15 protein-coding genes are annotated in these 16,278 nt (G+C 69.0%); 6 read left to right on the forward strand and 9 right to left on the reverse strand.

Features of this window, described 5'->3' with window-relative positions; all coding sequences use genetic code 11:
- Positions 1-56: 56 nt before the first annotated feature.
- A complete protein-coding gene (yhbY, locus tag F620_RS0100525) occupies positions 57-359 on the forward strand; it encodes a ribosome assembly RNA-binding protein YhbY (protein WP_018869970.1) in 303 nt (100 codons plus the stop codon).
- Here the strand turns inward: yhbY and greA are convergent.
- From greA to aroC, 6 genes are all read right to left on the reverse strand, one after another.
- Entirely contained in the window at positions 352-831 is a 480-nt protein-coding gene (greA, locus tag F620_RS0100530) for a transcription elongation factor GreA (RefSeq protein ID WP_018869971.1), read from the reverse strand. The genes yhbY and greA overlap by 8 nt on opposite strands.
- A complete protein-coding gene (gene carB / locus F620_RS0100535; RefSeq protein ID WP_019569088.1) occupies positions 828-4,064 on the reverse strand; it encodes a carbamoyl-phosphate synthase large subunit in 3,237 nt (1,078 codons plus the stop codon). Before carB ends, greA begins: the two co-directional genes overlap by 4 nt.
- Before the next feature lie 73 nt (positions 4,065-4,137).
- On the reverse strand, positions 4,138-5,271 hold the full coding sequence (carA, locus tag F620_RS0100540; protein ID WP_018869973.1) for a glutamine-hydrolyzing carbamoyl-phosphate synthase small subunit: 1,134 nt from the start codon (positions 5,269-5,271) through the stop codon (positions 4,138-4,140).
- Positions 5,272-5,363: 92 nt separating this feature from the next.
- Complete coding sequence (gene dapB / locus F620_RS0100545; protein ID WP_026300755.1) at positions 5,364-6,158, reverse strand: 4-hydroxy-tetrahydrodipicolinate reductase; 795 nt, start codon at positions 6,156-6,158, stop codon at positions 5,364-5,366.
- Positions 6,159-6,227: 69 nt separating this feature from the next.
- The gene (locus tag F620_RS0100550; protein ID WP_019569089.1) at positions 6,228-7,388 is read right to left on the reverse strand and encodes an MFS transporter; all 1,161 of its coding nucleotides are present in this window, start codon (positions 7,386-7,388) and stop codon (positions 6,228-6,230) included.
- A gap of 119 nt (positions 7,389-7,507) precedes the next feature.
- On the reverse strand, positions 7,508-8,614 hold the full coding sequence (aroC, locus tag F620_RS0100555) for a chorismate synthase (RefSeq protein ID WP_019021203.1): 1,107 nt from the start codon (positions 8,612-8,614) through the stop codon (positions 7,508-7,510).
- 162 nt (positions 8,615-8,776) lie between these two features.
- On the opposite strand from aroC, the gene F620_RS0100560 reads away from it, so the two are divergent.
- A complete protein-coding gene (locus F620_RS0100560; RefSeq protein ID WP_019569091.1) occupies positions 8,777-9,292 on the forward strand; it encodes a heme-binding protein in 516 nt (171 codons plus the stop codon).
- A 22-nt stretch (positions 9,293-9,314) separates the two neighbouring features.
- Positions 9,315-9,776 carry a rhodanese-like domain-containing protein gene (locus F620_RS0100565; protein ID WP_019021205.1) on the forward strand — a complete coding sequence of 154 codons (462 nt, stop codon included), beginning with the start codon at positions 9,315-9,317 and terminating at the stop codon, positions 9,774-9,776.
- 9 nt (positions 9,777-9,785) lie between these two features.
- Here F620_RS0100565 and prmB read toward each other — a convergent pair whose 3' ends face one another.
- A complete protein-coding gene (prmB, locus tag F620_RS0100570; RefSeq protein WP_018869979.1) occupies positions 9,786-10,679 on the reverse strand; it encodes a 50S ribosomal protein L3 N(5)-glutamine methyltransferase in 894 nt (297 codons plus the stop codon).
- An 84-nt stretch (positions 10,680-10,763) separates the two neighbouring features.
- Here prmB and asd point away from each other — a divergent pair, with 84 nt between their 5' ends.
- Entirely contained in the window at positions 10,764-11,627 is an 864-nt protein-coding gene (asd, locus tag F620_RS0100575; RefSeq protein ID WP_019569092.1) for an archaetidylserine decarboxylase, read from the forward strand.
- A gap of 18 nt (positions 11,628-11,645) precedes the next feature.
- On the opposite strand, the gene epmA is transcribed toward asd, so the two are convergent.
- Both epmA and efp read right to left on the reverse strand, forming a co-directional pair.
- Positions 11,646-12,626 carry an EF-P lysine aminoacylase EpmA gene (gene epmA, locus F620_RS0100580; protein WP_019569093.1) on the reverse strand — a complete coding sequence of 327 codons (981 nt, stop codon included), beginning with the start codon at positions 12,624-12,626 and terminating at the stop codon, positions 11,646-11,648.
- A gap of 10 nt (positions 12,627-12,636) precedes the next feature.
- A complete protein-coding gene (efp, locus tag F620_RS0100585) occupies positions 12,637-13,200 on the reverse strand; it encodes an elongation factor P (RefSeq protein WP_018869982.1) in 564 nt (187 codons plus the stop codon).
- A 100-nt stretch (positions 13,201-13,300) separates the two neighbouring features.
- On the opposite strand from efp, the gene epmB reads away from it, so the two are divergent.
- The gene (epmB, locus tag F620_RS0100590; RefSeq protein WP_051081223.1) at positions 13,301-14,359 is read left to right on the forward strand and encodes an EF-P beta-lysylation protein EpmB; all 1,059 of its coding nucleotides are present in this window, start codon (positions 13,301-13,303) and stop codon (positions 14,357-14,359) included.
- A gap of 42 nt (positions 14,360-14,401) precedes the next feature.
- A complete protein-coding gene (locus tag F620_RS0100595; protein ID WP_019569095.1) occupies positions 14,402-16,267 on the forward strand; it encodes a hypothetical protein in 1,866 nt (621 codons plus the stop codon).
- The last annotated feature ends 11 nt before the right edge of the window (positions 16,268-16,278 follow it).

Consider the following 16,278-nt stretch of genomic DNA (forward strand, 5'->3'; position numbering starts at 1 on the left):
TCGTGCCGGCGGCGGCGTGCTACACTCGTACCGTTTCAAAATGAAGCAAGCCTCCCGTGAATCTGACTGACGCGCAACGCCGCCATCTGCGCAGCCTGGCCCACCCGCGCAAGCCCGTCGTGACCCTTGGCCGCCACGGCCTGTCCGAGGCCGTACTGGCCGAGCTGGAACAGGCGCTGGCCCACCACGAACTGGTCAAGGTGAAGGTCGGGATCGGCGACCGCGACACCCGCGCCGAGGTCATCCACGACATGTGCGAGCGCACCGGCGCGGAGCTGGTTCAGCGCATCGGCCACGTGGCCACCCTGTTCCGGCGCAACCCCGAAGCGCCGAAGGTCAGTCTCGACCCCGTCAGTTGACGTAGCGCACCTCGAGGATCTCGTATTCCGTCTCTCCTCCGGGCGCCTGAACGGTCACGATGTCGCCCTCTTCCTTGCCGATCAGCGCCCGGGCGATCGGCGAAGATACCGAGATCATGTTCTGCTTGATGTCGGCCTCGTCGTCGCCGACGATCTTGTAGGTGACCTCGCGCCCGTCCTCGGTCGCCTCCAGCACCACCGTGGTGCCGAACACCACCTTGCCGGTCTGCGGCAGCGCGGTCACGTCGATGATCTCCGCATTCGACAGGGTCGCCTCCAGCTCGCGGATGCGCCCCTCGATGAAGCTCTGCTGCTCGCGCGCCGCATGATACTCGGCGTTTTCCTTGAGGTCGCCGTGCTCGCGCGCCTCGGCGATCGCGTTGACCACCTTCGGCCGGTCTTCGGCCTTCAGGCGCCGCAGCTCTTCCTTCATCTTCTCGGCGCCATTCAGGGTAAGCGGTGTCTTCTTCATGAACCCAACCCTCCTGCTCGGTTCTCCTCGTGGAGCGACTGCAGCCGGAACACGTCGCTGCCCTCCAGATGGTCCAGGGCCTGGACCGTCGCCCGGGCCCCGGCGATGGTGGTGGTGTAACCCACCTTGTGCATCAGGGCCTCGCGCCGGATCGTGTAGGAGTCGGCGGTCGACTGCTTGCCCTCCACGGTATTGATGATAAAGCTGACCTCGTCGTTCTTGATCATGTCGACGATGTGCGGGCGCCCTTCGGTGACCTTGTTCACGCGGGTCACGGCGATGCCCTGCTCTTCCAGCAATCCGGCCGTGCCGCGGGTCGCCAGCACCTCGAAACCCAGCTCCACCAGCCGGCGGGCGATCCCGATGACCTCCGGCTTGTCGATGTCGCGCACCGACACGAAGGCCTTGCCGGTGGAGGGGAGCCGCACGCCCGCGCCCAGCTGACTCTTGGCGAAGGCCTCGGCGAAGCTGCGGCCCACCCCCATCACCTCGCCCGTGGACTTCATCTCCGGTCCAAGGATCGGATCCACGCCGGGGAACTTGGCGAACGGGAAAACCGCTTCCTTGACCGAGTAGTAGTCGGGGAACACCGCACCACCCACGCCCTGGTCGGCCAGCGAGGTCCCGGCCATGCAGCGCGCCGCGATCTTGGCCAGCGGCAGGCCGACGCTCTTGGACACGTAGGGCACGGTGCGCGAGGCACGTGGATTGACCTCCAGCACGTAGATGTCGTCGCCCTTGATCGCGAACTGGGTGTTCATCAGGCCGACCACGCGCAGGCCCACGGCCATCTTGCGCACCTGGTCCACCATGCGCTCCTGCAGCTCCAGCGACAGAGAGAACGGCGGCAGCGAGCAGGCGGAGTCCCCGGAATGGACACCGGCCTGCTCGATGTGTTCCATCACCCCGCCGATGAACACCTCCTGGCCGTCGCAGACGGCGTCGATGTCGACCTCGATCGCATCGTCAAGGAAACGGTCCAGCAGCACCGGCGCCTCGTTGGAGACCGAGACCGCGCTGTGCATGTAGCCGCGCAGATCCTCGCGGTCGCGCACGATCTCCATCGCGCGGCCTCCGAGCACGTAGGACGGGCGCACCACCAGCGGGTAACCGATCTCGTCGGCCAGCTTCTCGGCCTCTTCATCGCTGCGCGCGGTGCGGTTCGGCGGCTGCTTGAGCCCCAGCTTGTTCAGCAGGGCCTGGAAGCGCTCGCGGTCCTCGGCCAGGTCGATCGAGTCGGGGCTGGTACCAATGATCGGCACCCCGGCATCCTCCAGGTCCCGCGCCAGCTTCAGCGGGGTCTGACCGCCGTACTGCACGATCACGCCGGTGGGCCGCTCGGTCTCCACGACCTCCAGCACGTCCTCCAGCGTGAGCGGCTCGAAGTACAGCCGGTCGGAGGTGTCATAGTCGGTGGAGACCGTCTCCGGGTTGCAGTTGACCATGATGGTCTCGTACTGGTCCTCGCGCATGGCGAGTGCCGCATGCACGCAGCAGTAGTCGAACTCGATCCCCTGGCCGATGCGGTTGGGCCCGCCACCCAGCACCATGATCTTCTGCCGGTCGCCCGGCTCCGACTCGTTCTCTTCCTCGTAGGAGGAATACATGTACGCGGTGGTGGTGGCGAACTCGGCCGCACAGGTGTCCACCCGCTTGTACACCGGGCGCACGCCAAGACGATGACGGTGCTTGCGCACGGCCTTCTCGGTCTCGTTCAGCAGCCGGGCCAGGCGCAGGTCGGAAAAACCGCGCTGCTTCAGCCGGTACATCTCCTCGGCATCGATCTCGCCGAGGATGCGGTCGCGCACCGCCTTTTCCAGATCCACCAGCTCCTGGATCTGCGCCAGGAACCAGGGATCGATGGCGGTCAGCTCGAAGATGTCCTGCACGCTGAAGCCGTGACGGAAGGCATCCGCCACGTACAGCAGCTGGTCGGGCGTCGGGTTGGCCAGTGCGGTGCGCAGGCGCTCCACCACATCCGGCGCGTCGAGATCGATGCGCTCGTCCAGGCCGTCCATCCCGGTCTCCATCGAGCGCAGCGCCTTCTGCAGGGATTCCTGGAAGGTCCGGCCGATGGCCATCGCCTCGCCGACCGCTTTCATCTGCGTGGTCAGGCTGGCCTCGGCCTGCGGGAACTTCTCGAAGGTGAAACGCGGGATCTTGGTCACCACGTAGTCGATGGACGGCTCGAACGAGGCCGGGGTCAGGCCGCCGGTGATCTCGTTCTTCAGCTCGTCCAGGGTATAGCCCACCGCCAGCTTGGCAGCGACCTTGGCGATCGGGAAGCCGGTTGCCTTGGAGGCCAGCGCGGAGGAACGCGACACCCGCGGGTTCATCTCGATCACGATCATGCGCCCGTTGTCAGGGTTGATCGCGAACTGCACGTTGGAGCCGCCGGTCTCCACCCCGATCTTGCGCAGAACCGCCAGCGAGGCGTCGCGCATGATCTGGTATTCCTTGTCGGTGAGGGTCTGCGCCGGGGCCACGGTGATCGAGTCCCCGGTGTGGATCCCCATCGGATCGACGTTCTCGATGGAGCAGATGATGATGGCATTGTCCGCCTGGTCGCGGACCACCTCCATCTCGAACTCCTTCCAGCCCAGCGCGGACTCCTCCAGCAGCACCTGGTTGACCGGCGAGAGGTCGAGCCCGTTCTTGACGATGTACTCGAACTCCTCGCGGTTGTAGGCGATGCCGCCGCCCGAGCCGCCGAGGGTGAACGAGGGCCGGACGATCACCGGAAAGCCGATGCGCGGCTGGATCTGCTGCGCCTCTTCCCAGGAGTGCGCCAGCTCGGCGGTGGGGGTGTCCAGGCCGATATCGGCCATCGCCGCCTTGAAATGGTCGCGGTCCTCGGCCATGTCGATCGCCGCCTCGTTGGCGCCGATCATCTCCACCCCGTGCTTGTCCAGCACCCCTTCGCGCGAGAGATCCAGCGCGCAGTTCAGCGCGGTCTGCCCGCCCATCGTGGGCAGCAGCGCATCCGGCTGCTCGGCGGCGATGATCTTCTCCACCGTCTTCCATTCCACCGGCTCGATGTAGACCGCATCGGCCATCTCCGGATCGGTCATGATGGTCGCCGGGTTGGAGTTCACCAGGATCACCCGGTAGCCCTCCTCGCGCAGGGCCTTGCAGGCCTGGGCGCCGGAGTAGTCGAACTCGCAGGCCTGGCCGATCACGATCGGGCCGGCCCCGAGGATCAGGACGCTCTGGATATCGGTACGCTTGGGCATGAGGCCGCTCTCGCTGGGTGTCGGGTCAGGATTCGGGTTCGGCGGACGGCACGCGGGCGCGCCGCCGGGGTTCTCAGGCGCGGGCGGCGCGCATCATCTCGACGAAATCGTCGAACGCCGCGGACACGTCATGCGGCCCCGGGCTCGCCTCCGGGTGTCCCTGCAGGCTGAACGCCGGGCAGTCCGTCCGCGCAACGCCCTGCAGGGTGCCGTCGAACAGCGAGCGGTGGGTCGGCGTCAGGGTCTCCGGGAGCCGGTCCTCGTCGATCGCGAACCCGTGGTTCTGCGACGAGATCATCACGCGCCCGCTGGCTTCGTGACGAATCGGGTGGTTGGCGCCGTGGTGGCCGAATTTCATCTTCACGCTCTGCGCGCCGCTGGCCAGGCCCAGCAGCTGATGGCCGAGGCAGATACCGAACAGCGGCAGGCGCCGCTCGCAGAATTCACGGATCGCCTCGATCGCGTAGCCACAGGGTTCCGGATCGCCCGGCCCGTTGGACAGGAATACCCCGTCGGGCGCCAGCTCCAGCACTTCGGCGGCCGGGGTCTCCGCCGGCACCACGGTCACCCGGCAGCCGCGATCCACCATCATCCGCAGGATGTTCTGCTTCATGCCGAAGTCGTAGGCCACCACGTGATACTCGGCCGCCTCCGGGCTCAGCTGCCGCGGCTCCCCGCCCAGCTGCCAGGTGCCCTCCAGCCACTCGTAGCGCTTGCGCGTGGTGACCTCGCGGGCCAGATCCATGCCCTTGATGCCGGGAAACTCGCGGGCGGCGGCCAGGGCCGCCGACTCGTCCACCTCGCCGGCCTGGATGCAGCCGTTCTGCGCGCCCTTCTCGCGCAGCAGACGGGTCAGCCGCCGGGTGTCGATGCCGGCAATGGCGACGATCCCGTGGCGCAGCAGGTAGTCCGGCAGCGACTCGCGCGAGCGGAAGTTCGACACCAGCGGCGGCACGTCGCGCACGATCAGCCCGGCGGCCTGCGCGCGGGACGACTCGTCGTCTTCCGGGGTGGTGCCGGTGTTGCCGATATGCGGATAGGTCAGGGTCACCATCTGCCGGGCATAGGAGGGGTCCGTCAGGATCTCCTGATAGCCGGTCATGGCCGTGTTGAACACCACCTCGCCGACGGTCTGGCCAAGGGCGCCGATCGCCTGGCCATGGAACACGGTGCCATCTTCAAGGACGAGCAGGGCGGGCGCGGGCACGGGCGAACCTCCGGCAGGGCATCTACGAAAGGGATGGAATCAGTGTACGCGAGGGCCCGAACCCCCGTCCAACACGGACCGCGCGGACGGGGCTACAGCTCACGCAGCCCAAGCACGTCCTGCATGTCGAACAGCCCGGGCCCGCGTTCGCTGGCCCACACCGCCGCACGCACCGCGCCGGCGGCGAAGATCCCGCGATCCGAGGCCTTGTGGGTAATCTCCACCCGTTCGCCCTCGCCGGCGAACAGCGCGGTATGCTCGCCGACGATGTCGCCGCCGCGCACCGTGGCAAAGCCGATGGTGCTGCGCTCGCGCGCACCGGTGTGTCCCTCGCGGCCGTACACCGCGTCCTGCTCCAGGTCGCGCCCCAGGGTGTCGGCCACGATGCGCCCCAGACGCAGTGCGGTGCCCGACGGGGCATCCACCTTGTGCCGGTGATGCGCCTCCAGGATCTCCACGTCGGTGCTGTCGCCCAGCGCGCGTGCCGCCAGTTCCACCAGCTTGAAGGTCAGGTTGACGCCCACGCTCATGTTGGGGGCATACACGACCGTATGCTCCGCGGCCGCCGCGCGCAGCGCCGCCTCCTGATCGGCATCCAGGCCGGTGGTGCCGACCACCAGGGTGCGGCCCGCCCGGCGGCAGATCTCGAGGTGCTCCATGGTGGCCTCGGGGCGGGTGAAATCGATCAGCACGTCGAAATCCCCGGTCACCGTGCCCAGATCCTCCACCAGATGTACGCGGCCGGCCGCATCCACCGGCTGGCCGATGGCCTCGCTGCCCGGACGTTCGCTGGCCGCACCCAGCTCCGCCTGCGGGTGTTCCTCCACCGCACGCACCAGGTTCTGCCCCATGCGCCCGGCGGCGCCCGCGACTGCTACTCGGATCATGATCGTTGCGTCCTCCTGTCAGTTGCGCAAAGCCTACGCGAGCCCCGGCGATGCGTCAGCCCATCCGTGTCAGCCCGGGGTGGCGGCCGCCCGCCGGTGGCGCCAGTGACCGAACAGCGAGGCCACTACCCCGGCTGCCGCCAGCCCCGCGGCCAGCACGTAGACCGAGGCCGAGCCCACGCCGTCCCACAGATAGCCGGCGGCCAGACTGCCCAGCGCACCCCCGATACCGAAGGCCAGCGACGAATAAAGCGCCTGCCCGCGCCCCTGCAGCCGGCCGGGGAAGAAATAATGGATCAGCGAGATCGCCGCCGCGTGATACACCCCGTAGCTGAAGGCATGCAGGGTCTGGATGAACAGCAGCATCGGCAACGACTCCGGCACCGCCGCCAGCAATGACCAGCGCAGGGTAGTCAGCACCAGCGCCAGGGTCACCAGGAACCACGCGCCGAAGCGCAGGATCAGCCGCGGCGTGATCAGGAACAGGAACACCTCGGCCAGCACGCCCAGGGCCCACAGCTGGCCCGCCATGGAGCGGGAGAATCCGGCCTCCTCCACGTACAGGGTGAAGAACGCATAGTACGGCCCGTGACTCGCCTGCATGAAGAAACACGCCAGGAACAGCCCGATGACCTCGGGCCGCCGCAGCACGCTCCCGATCGACGGCACGTTGTTCTCGGCCACCTCGTCACGCGGCGGCTCCGGGACCTGCAGCGTGCTGACATACAGGCCGACGAACAGCAGCAGCACCAGCCACGGCAGCCAGGCCACGTCGATGTAGTCGAACAGCCAGCCCAGCGAGGCCACCGCCACGATGAAGCCCACCGACCCCCACAGCCGCACCAGCGCATAGCGGTGGCTGTCGCGTCCCAGGGTGCGCAGGGTGGTGGCCTCGAACTGCGGCAGGATCGCGTTCCAGAAGAAACTGAACACCGCCATCACCGCCGCCAGCCACCAGTAGCCGGAATACAGCAGCACCCCGGTGAAGGCGATCAGCCCCGCCAGCGCCCCCGAGCGCACCAGCGGCATGTGGGTCCCGGTACGATCGGCCAGCCAGCCCCAGACGTTGGGCGCGATGATCTTGGTCGCCAGCACGATCGCCATCAGCTCGCCGATCTGCGAACCGGAGAACCCCAGCTCGGACAGATACGGCCCCCAGTAGGGCATGAACGCCCCGATGGTGGCGAAGTAGAAGAAATAGAAGCTGGACAGGCGCAGGTTGGGCGTCACGACCGGAACCACGGGTTACGGGCCGCCCCGGACCCGCGCTTGACGGACCCGGGGCGGCCGGGAAAACGGACGAAAGGGGCCATCCAGCGACCCCGGGCGCCCCGACGGGGCCAGCGAGCTCAGGTGCCGGAAGAACCCCCGGGATACGGGCCGCGATCGGGCACGTCGGCGTTCTGCCCGCGATGACGCAGGGCATGATCGGCCAGCACCAGCGCCGTCATCGCCTCGGCGATGGGCGCGGCACGGATGCCCACGCAGGGGTCGTGGCGCCCCTTGGTCACCACCTCCACCGGCTCGCCGGCGGTGTCGATGCTGCGACCCGGCAGGCGGATCGACGAGGTCGGCTTGAGCGCCAGGTTCGCGCGCAGCGCCTGGCCGGTGGAGATCCCGCCCAGCACGCCCCCGGCATGGTTGGACAGGAAACCGTCCTCCGGGGTGATCTCGTCGCGGTGTTCGGTGCCGCGCTGGGCGACGCTGTCAAAACCGGCGCCGATCTCCACACCCTTCACCGCATTGATGCTCATCAACGCGTGGGCCAGCTCGGCATCCAGGCGGTCGAACACCGGTTCGCCCCACCCGGCCGGGACTCCGCGGGCCTCCACCGTCACCTGCGCCCCGATGGAATCCCCCGACTTGCGCAGCTGGTCCATGAACTCTTCCAGCTCCGGGACCCGCTCGGGATCCGGACAGAAGAACGGGTTCTCTTCGGTGCGGGCAAGGTCCTTCTCCGCCAGCTCCAGCGGCCCCAGCTGCGACAGCCAGCCCTGGATCGCGATGCCGTAGCGCTCCTCGAGGAAGCGCCGTGCCACCGAGCCCGCCGCCACCCGCAGCGCGGTCTCGCGCGCGGAACTGCGCCCGCCCCCGCGATAGTCGCGGATGCCGTACTTGCGGTGATAGGTGTAGTCCGCGTGTCCCGGCCGGAACTGGTCCTTGATCTCGCTGTAATCCTTGGAGCGCTGGTCGGTGTTCTCGATCAACAACCCGATCGGGGCACCGGTGGTCACGCCCTCGAACACTCCGGACAGGATGCGCACCCGGTCCGGCTCGCGCCGCTGGGTGGTATGCCGCGACTGGCCGGGCCGGCGCCGGTCCAGATCCTTCTGCAGATCGGCCTCGGTCAGCGGGATCCCGGGCGGGCAGCCGTCGACCACCCCGCCCAGGGCCGGTCCATGACTTTCACCGAATGTAGTGACGACGAACAGTCGTCCGAAGCTGTTTCCTGACATGGCGCCAGTCTACCGCCCGCGGCCGGGGATGTCGCCCGTCCCCGCCCACGGCCCGGGAACCGGCCCCTGGCTCGACTCATGTGTCGACCCGAAAGCCGGCCGAGGAATCCGCGCCGCCGCCGTGTCGTCTATGCTCGTGTCATTCAATCCGAGGAGAGTCCCATGACCCGTCTGCAATCGCTTCGCCGCACCGCCCTGGCCACGCTGCTCAGCGGGATGCTGGGCTTCGGCGGCTCGGCCGCGGCCGACGTCTACACCGAGCTGCCCAGCCTGAACCTCGATCTGGCTCAGGAGCTGGCGATGGCCACGGTGCAGTCCTGCCGCGACGACGGGCACCAGGTCAGCGCCGTGGTGGTCGACCGCAGCGGCAACGACCGCGTGGTCATGCGCGATGACCGCGCCGCGCCGCAGACCATCTCGATCGCCGGTGACAAGGCCCGCGCCTCGGTGATGTCGGGTCTGGACTCCGGCGATTTCGTCGCCAACCGGGAAGACATCCGCCACGAAATGAACAACGTGGACGGGATCCTGATGCTGGACGGGGCCATCCTCATCGAGGCCGCGGGCCGCGTCCTCGGTGCGGTGGGGGTCTCCGGCGCCCCGGGTGGCGATCTGGACCGGGCCTGCGCGGAAGAAGGCATGGAGGCGATCCGGGAAGAACTCGACTTCGCCATGTAACCCTGCAACCGGAGACCATCGCATGAGCGAACATTCCGACCCGCACGGACACTCGCCGGACACCGGCGCCGGCGTCCCGCGCATCCACCCGGTGGAGGTCCGGGAGCGCCTGCGCGAACGGCCCCGGGATCTGCTGGTCGATGTTCGCTCGACCATGGAATTCCTGTTCGTCGGCCACCCGGTGGGGGCCGTGCACATCCCGTGGATCGACGAACCGGACTGGACGGTGAACCCGGACTTCGTGCCGCAGGTGCGCAAGCTGCTGCTGGGCGGGGCCATGGATACCGCCGAGGACGCCCCGTCGGTGTACCTGATCTGCCGCAGCGGCAAGCGTACCCTGGCGGCCGCCGAGGCCCTGCTGCAGGCCGGGATGCACAACGTGTATTCGGTCGAGGAGGGCTTCGAAGGCCCGCTGGACGAGCAGCACCACCGCTCCACCGTAGGCGGCTGGCGCTATCACGGCCTGCCCTGGGAGCAGTGCTGAAGGCGGACCTCAGGCGGGGGGCAGGTCCTGCGCCCGAACCACGAACACCCCGTGGCCACCGGCCTCGAAATCCAGCCAGACCATCGGGATGTCATGGAAGGCATCCTCCACGGCCTCCTGACTGTTGCCCACCTCCACCATCAGCACGCCGTCGTCGGTCAGGTGGCGACGCGCCCCGGCGAGGATGCGGCGCACGATGTCGAGGCCGTCGTCCCCGGCCGCCAGGCCCAGTTCCGGCTCGTGGCGGTATTCGTCCGGCAGATCGGCCATGTCGCGGGCGTCCACGTAGGGCGGGTTGGTCACGATCAGATCATAGCGATCCTCCGGACCCAGCCCCTCGAACACGTCGCTCTGCACCAGCCGGACGCGGCCCTCCAGCTCGAAGCGCGCCACGTTGTCGCGCGCTACCGCCAGGGCATCCGGCGAGATGTCGGCCAGATCCACCTGCGCCTGCGGGAAGACCAGCGCGGTGGCGATGCCGATGCAGCCCGCCCCGGTGCCCAGATCCAGAACGCGCTCCACCCCGTCCGGGTCCACCCACGGCTCGAACCCCGACTCGATCAGCTCGGCGAACGGCGAGCGCGGCACCAGCACCCGCTCGTCGACATGGAAGGGCAGCCCGGCGAACCACGCCTCGCGCGTGAGATAGGCCGCCGGCTTGCGCGACTGGATGCGCTCGCGCAGCAGGCCCTCGACCCGTTCGCGCTCCGCCTCGGTCAGCCGGCTGTCCCACCAGTGGGCCTCCAGGTCCAGCGGCAGATGCAGCGCGTGCAGGGTCAGCCAGGCCGCCTCGTCGAAGGCATTGTCGGTGCCGTGCCCGAAGGCCAGTCCCGCCGCGCGGAACTGCGACGCGCCGTAGCGAATGAAGTCGCGCAGGGTGAGCAGACCGGTACCGGGTTCCATTTTCACACTCCGGGAAGGGTTGAAGGGTCGTCATGATAAACCGGGAGCGGCATCATGCACCCGATCCCACGCCACGAGAACCCCATGAGCGCCGTCGATCCCTGGCTTGCCCGCCTGTCCCGCGCCCTGCCCCATCACGCCCTGTCGCGGCTGGTGCACCGGCTGGCCCGCATCGAATCCCCGCGCGTCCAGCCGCTGCTGCGTGCCTTCGTCCGCCGCTTCGAGCTCGACATGAGCGAGGCCGCGGAGCCGGACATCGCCGCCTACCCCAGCTTCAACGCCTTGTTCACCCGCGCCCTGCGCGACGGGGTACGCCCGCTGGAGGGCGACGCCGCGACCGTGGTCAGCCCGGCGGATGCCCGGGTCAGCGCCAGCGGGCGCATCGAGGCCGGGCGCATCTTCCAGGCCAAGGGGCACGACTATTCGGTGGAAGAACTGCTGGGCGGCGAGAACGACCTCGCGGTGCCGTTTCGCGACGGGCATTTCGTCACCCTGTATCTGTCCCCGCGCCACTACCACCGCCTGCACATGCCGCTGGACGGCACCCTGACCCACGCGATCCATGTCCCCGGGCGGCTGTTCTCGGTGGCGCCGTGCATCGTGCGCCACGTGCCGCGCATCTACGCCCGCAACGAACGCGTGGTGGCGCTGTTCGACACCCGCTTCGGCCCCATGGCGATGGCACTGATCGGCGCCCAGAACGTGGGCTCGATCGAGACCGTGTGGGCCGGGGAGATCACGCCGCCCTCGGCGCGCGAGGCCAGCTGCGTGACCTGGCCGGAGCGCGACATCGCACTGGAGCGCGGCGCGGAGATGGGCCGCTTCAACCTGGGATCGTCGGTGGTCCTGCTGCTGCCCCCGGGGCCGCTGGAACTGGACCCGGCGCTGACGCCCGAAACCGAGGTGCGGGTGCGCAGCGCCCTGGGGCGTTACACCGACCGGGACTGAGCCGCCGCCGCGGGCGCTTCAGGCGCATCCCCAGGGGAAATCGATCACCCGCCGGATATCGTCCTCGCCCAGCAGGCGCATCAGCAGGCGGTCCACTCCCAGCGCCACCCCGGCGCAGTCGGGCAGTCCCGCTTCCAGCGCAGCGTCCAGGAACGGATCGGCCGCGGGTTCCGGCTGCCCGCGCGCACGCCGTCGCGCCCGGTCCTGCTCGCGGCGCCGGCGGAATTCCGCCGGATCGGTCAGCTCGAAATAGCCGTTGGCCAGTTCCAGGTCGCCCCAGTAGACCTCGAAGCGCGCGGCGCAGCCGGGACGCTCGCGGCTGCGCCGGGCGAGGATCGCCTGGCTCTCGGGGTAGTCGTGCAGGATGGTGATGCGTCCCGGCGGAAACCCGGGCACCACGCACAGAGACACCAAAGCATCCAGCCAGGCGTCGCGGTCCAGTTCGCCGTGGACGGTCAGGCCGCGCTGCGCGGCGACGGCCTGCAGGCGCGCCGCGTCGTCGTTCAGCGCGTCAACGCCCAGCGCCTCCTGCAGCAGATCCGGATAGGCCACCACCCGCGGCTCCGGGTCGGGCGCGTGCCAGGCCGGGTCCGCCGCCGAGACCTCCTGCAGCAGGGTCACCACCTCGTCGGCCAGCGTCCGGTCGTCGAGCCCGAGGCGATACCATTCCAGCAGGCTGAACTCGGGGTTGTGGCGAACGCCGCTTTCGCCGCCGCGAAACACCCGGGCGATCTGGTAGATGTCGCCCGCCCCGTCCGCCAGCAGGCGCTTCATCGGGTATTCCGGCGAAGTCTGCAACCAGCCCTCCATGCACCCGCCGGCGCCATCGCCGGCCTGTGCGTGCCAGCTCTCCATGGCGGGGTCGAGGACCGTGCCCCGGCCGAGGACCGGCGTCTCCACCTCCAGCACGCCGCGGCGCGCGAAAAAGCCCCGCAGTTCGGCCAGCAGGCGGGCCCGGGCCACGCGGGCCCCGGCGGCCCGCGGCCGCCAGTCCGACACGGACGCCGGATCAGACGCGCGAGACGTATTCACCCTTGCGGGTGTCCACCTTGATGGTTTCGCCCTCCTCGACGAACAGCGGCACCTTGACCACCGCGCCGGTCTCCAGCGTGGCCGGCTTGGTGCCGCCCTGGGCGGTGTCGCCGCGGATGCCCGGGTCGCACTGGGTGATCTGCAGCTCGACGAAGGCCGGGGCCTCTACCGACAGCGGCTCGCCGTTCCACAGGGTCACGGTGCACATGTCCTGTTCCTTCAGCCACTGGTCGGAGCCATTGAGCGCGGCCTTGCTCACCGCATACTGCTCGAAGCTCTCCGGGGTCATGAAGTGCCAGAACTCGCCGTCGTTGTAGAGATACTGCATCTCGGTCTCGAGCACGTCGGCGGCTTCGACCGACTCGCCCGACTTGAAGGTCTTCTCCACCACTCGCCCGGTGCGCAGGTTGCGCAGCTTCACGCGGTTGAAGGCCTGCCCCTTGCCCGGCTTGACGAACTCGTTCTCGACGATGGACATCGGGTCGCCGTCCAGCAGGAGTTTGAGACCGCCCTTGAATTCGTTGGTACTGTAGGTTGCCATTGCGCGTAGTCCTCGAAGGTTTCCAGCCAGTTCTTCCAGCCGTTCAAACGACGCGGGCCGGCCGTCCCGCCGGGAACCGACCATGCCCAAAAATCCGATCATGATAACGCGTACGCCGCCGGCAACCCATACGCCCCGCTGGCAACAGTCGCTGGCTACCGCGATCCGCGACCCGGCAACCCTTGCCCGGCGCCTGTCCCTCGCCCCGGAGCACCTGCCCGGGATGCAGGCCGGACACGCCAGCTTCCCGATCCGGGTACCGGAGAGCTGGCTCGTCCGCATCGTGCCCGGCGAACCGAAGGATCCACTGCTGCGCCAGGTGCTTCCGCTGGCGGAAGAGACCGACGAGGTGCCCGGCTTCGTCGCCGACCCGGTCGGCGACCATGACGCGCTGGCCGCGCCGGGCGTGGTGCACAAATACGCCGGACGCGCCCTGCTGCTGACCACCGGGGCCTGCGCCATCCACTGCCGTTACTGCTTCCGCCGCGAGTTCGACTACGCCGACCACAACCCCGCACGCGACGACTGGGGCCCGGCACTGGACTATCTCGCGGCGCACCCCGACATCCACGAGGTCATCCTCAGCGGCGGCGACCCCCTGAGCCAGTCCGACACCCGGCTGGCGCGGCTGGTGGCGCGTCTGGAAGCCATTCCCCACCTCGAACGCCTGCGCATCCACACCCGCCTGCCGGTGGTGCTGCCGGAGCGGGTGGACGACGCCCTGCTGGGCTGGCTGGGGCAGGGGCGCCTGCAGCACGTGGTGGTGCTGCATGCCAACCACCCGCGCGAATTCGCGGCCCCGGCCGATCGCGCGCTGGAACGCCTGCGGGCGAGCGGCATCACCCTGCTCAATCAGGCCGTGCTGCTGGCCGGGGTCAACGACGACGCCGACACCCTGGTCGAACTGCAGGAGAGCGGTTTTCGCCACGGCGTGCTGCCGTATTACCTGCACTGCCTGGACCGCACCCGCGGCACCGCGCACTTCGAGGTGCCTCCGGACCGCGCCGCCGCCATTTACCGGGAAATGCACCGCCGACTCCCGGGCTACCTGCTCCCCCGCCGGGTGCGCGAAATCGCCGGTGAACCGGGCAAAACCCCGATCGCCGGAATACCGGCTGACGGCGAAACGTCATTCCCCGACTTTTACCCTGACTTTTGATCGGGTACCTTCAGGGGATCTTCCCACTTTCCGGAACAGACCATGATCGATTCGGATGCCGTTTTCCCTCCCCTTCCCGAGGCGGAACCCAGCCCCGAGGGGTTCCCGCCGCACACGGCCAGGGCCCTGCGGGCCTGGTGCGAGGAGCTGCCCCGCGCCGACCGCGAGACGGCGTTCGAAAAACTCTGTGCCCTGATGGGCTCGCTCAACCGGGTCGCTCTCAAACCCGGCGTGCGCGACGAACTCGCGGACATCATCGAAGAACACCTGCTGCCCCTGATCCCGGAGGTGGAACGCGGGCTGCGCCGGCGGCCACTGCCGCTGGCCGAACGCAGCCTGCACCGCGCCCGGATCTTCGGTGACGCGCTGCGCGAACTGGCGAACATGCATCTGCTGCTGACCCCGGTCAGCGTGCCCGGCAACAAGGCCTCGCGCGAGAAGGCCACCCCGCACCTGCAAGCCGCCGTGGATGCCCTGGCCGCGCTGGCCATCCATCACTGGCGGCTGTATCAGCCACTTCCTCGGGGCCTGTGGCGACAGATCTACGGTCTGCTGTGGTTCGCCCGCGAGCTGGGAGTGGATCGGCAAAAGGTCCTGCGCCAGACCGCGATCAGCCCGCTCGGCCCGGATTCGATCGATGCCACCACGGCACGCCTGTTCGTGCTTGGCAGCACCGGCGTGAATGCCCTGGAAATCGGCGACATCGACCTCCTGGCCCGCTGGATCGCCGGCCTCCCGGTCGCCTGCAGCGAAGCCCCGAGCCCCGAAGAACACCCGGACCTCCCGGTCCTGCGCGCGGATCTGGACACCGACCACCCGCCCGGTCTGGTCCTGCGCAACCTGCCGCCCGGCGAAAGCAGCACCCATGTCGAACTCGGGACCCTGCTGGAGGCCCTGCGCAACCAGCCCGAATCGCTGGACCCCGCACGCCGGGCCGACGGTCGCACGCTGGCCGAGCGCATGCTGCGCCTGTGGTCGCGGCTGCCGACCCGTCGCCACTCGCGCGAGACCGCCGACGAACAGCGCTACTGCCTGTTCGGCCTGACCCGCATCCAGGCCTACATGCAGGCCGCGCTGGAGAGCCGCAAGGGCCCCGCACGCCCTGCCCCGACCGACGCCGCGGTCCCCGACACCGGTGACGACGATGTTCACCCGGACGGACGGCCGGCCACCGTGAACGTCGTCCGGATGTCGGAGGCCGCGCGCGCCGACAGCGGCCTCAGCCTGGCCGACGAACCGCATGCGACCGAGCCCGACGATGACCCCCGACCGCTGGCCGACCGCGACACCGACCGCGCCGGGCACGCGTGGGAAGATGTCGGTCGCGGCCTCGAGATCGCCGACCACGAAGAGCCGCAGGCCCCCATCGTCAAGCGTCAGCAGCCCGAGCACTGGCAGGTCGAGGACATCGGCGCGGGCGGGATTCGTCTGCGCCTGCAGAACCCGCAACAGACCCTGTTGATCGGCGATCTGGTCGGGCTGCGCGAACAGGACCCGGAGCAGATCGGCTGGACGGTCGGCGTGCTGCGCTGGATCCGCTTCGAAACCGACGACGAGATCAGCATTGGCGTGGAATACCTGGCACAGCGCTGCATGCCGGTACTGGTCCAGCTCTTCCGCGCCGGTCGCGCGATCCGTGAGGCCCGGCCGGGCCTGTTCACGCCGGTGCGCGTGGGCCAGGACGGAGCGGCGCTGTTCCTGCCGGCACAGGAATTCGATCACGAAAATCGTCTGGTCGTCTGGCTCAACGGCCGCGCACGCGTACTGGCGCTGGACGCAGAGCGCACGGGCACTACACTGTTCACCGAAGTCGGCTGCCGCATGACCGATATCGAGCTGGATGAAGCCCCGACGGACGAACCGGGAACCCCGGATGCGGGAGATGCGCTCTCCCTGGACCCGCATTAACCGAGTACCCC

The organism is Thioalkalivibrio sp. ALE11 (assembly GCF_000381205.1).
Taxonomy (GTDB): domain Bacteria; phylum Pseudomonadota; class Gammaproteobacteria; order Ectothiorhodospirales; family Ectothiorhodospiraceae; genus Thioalkalivibrio.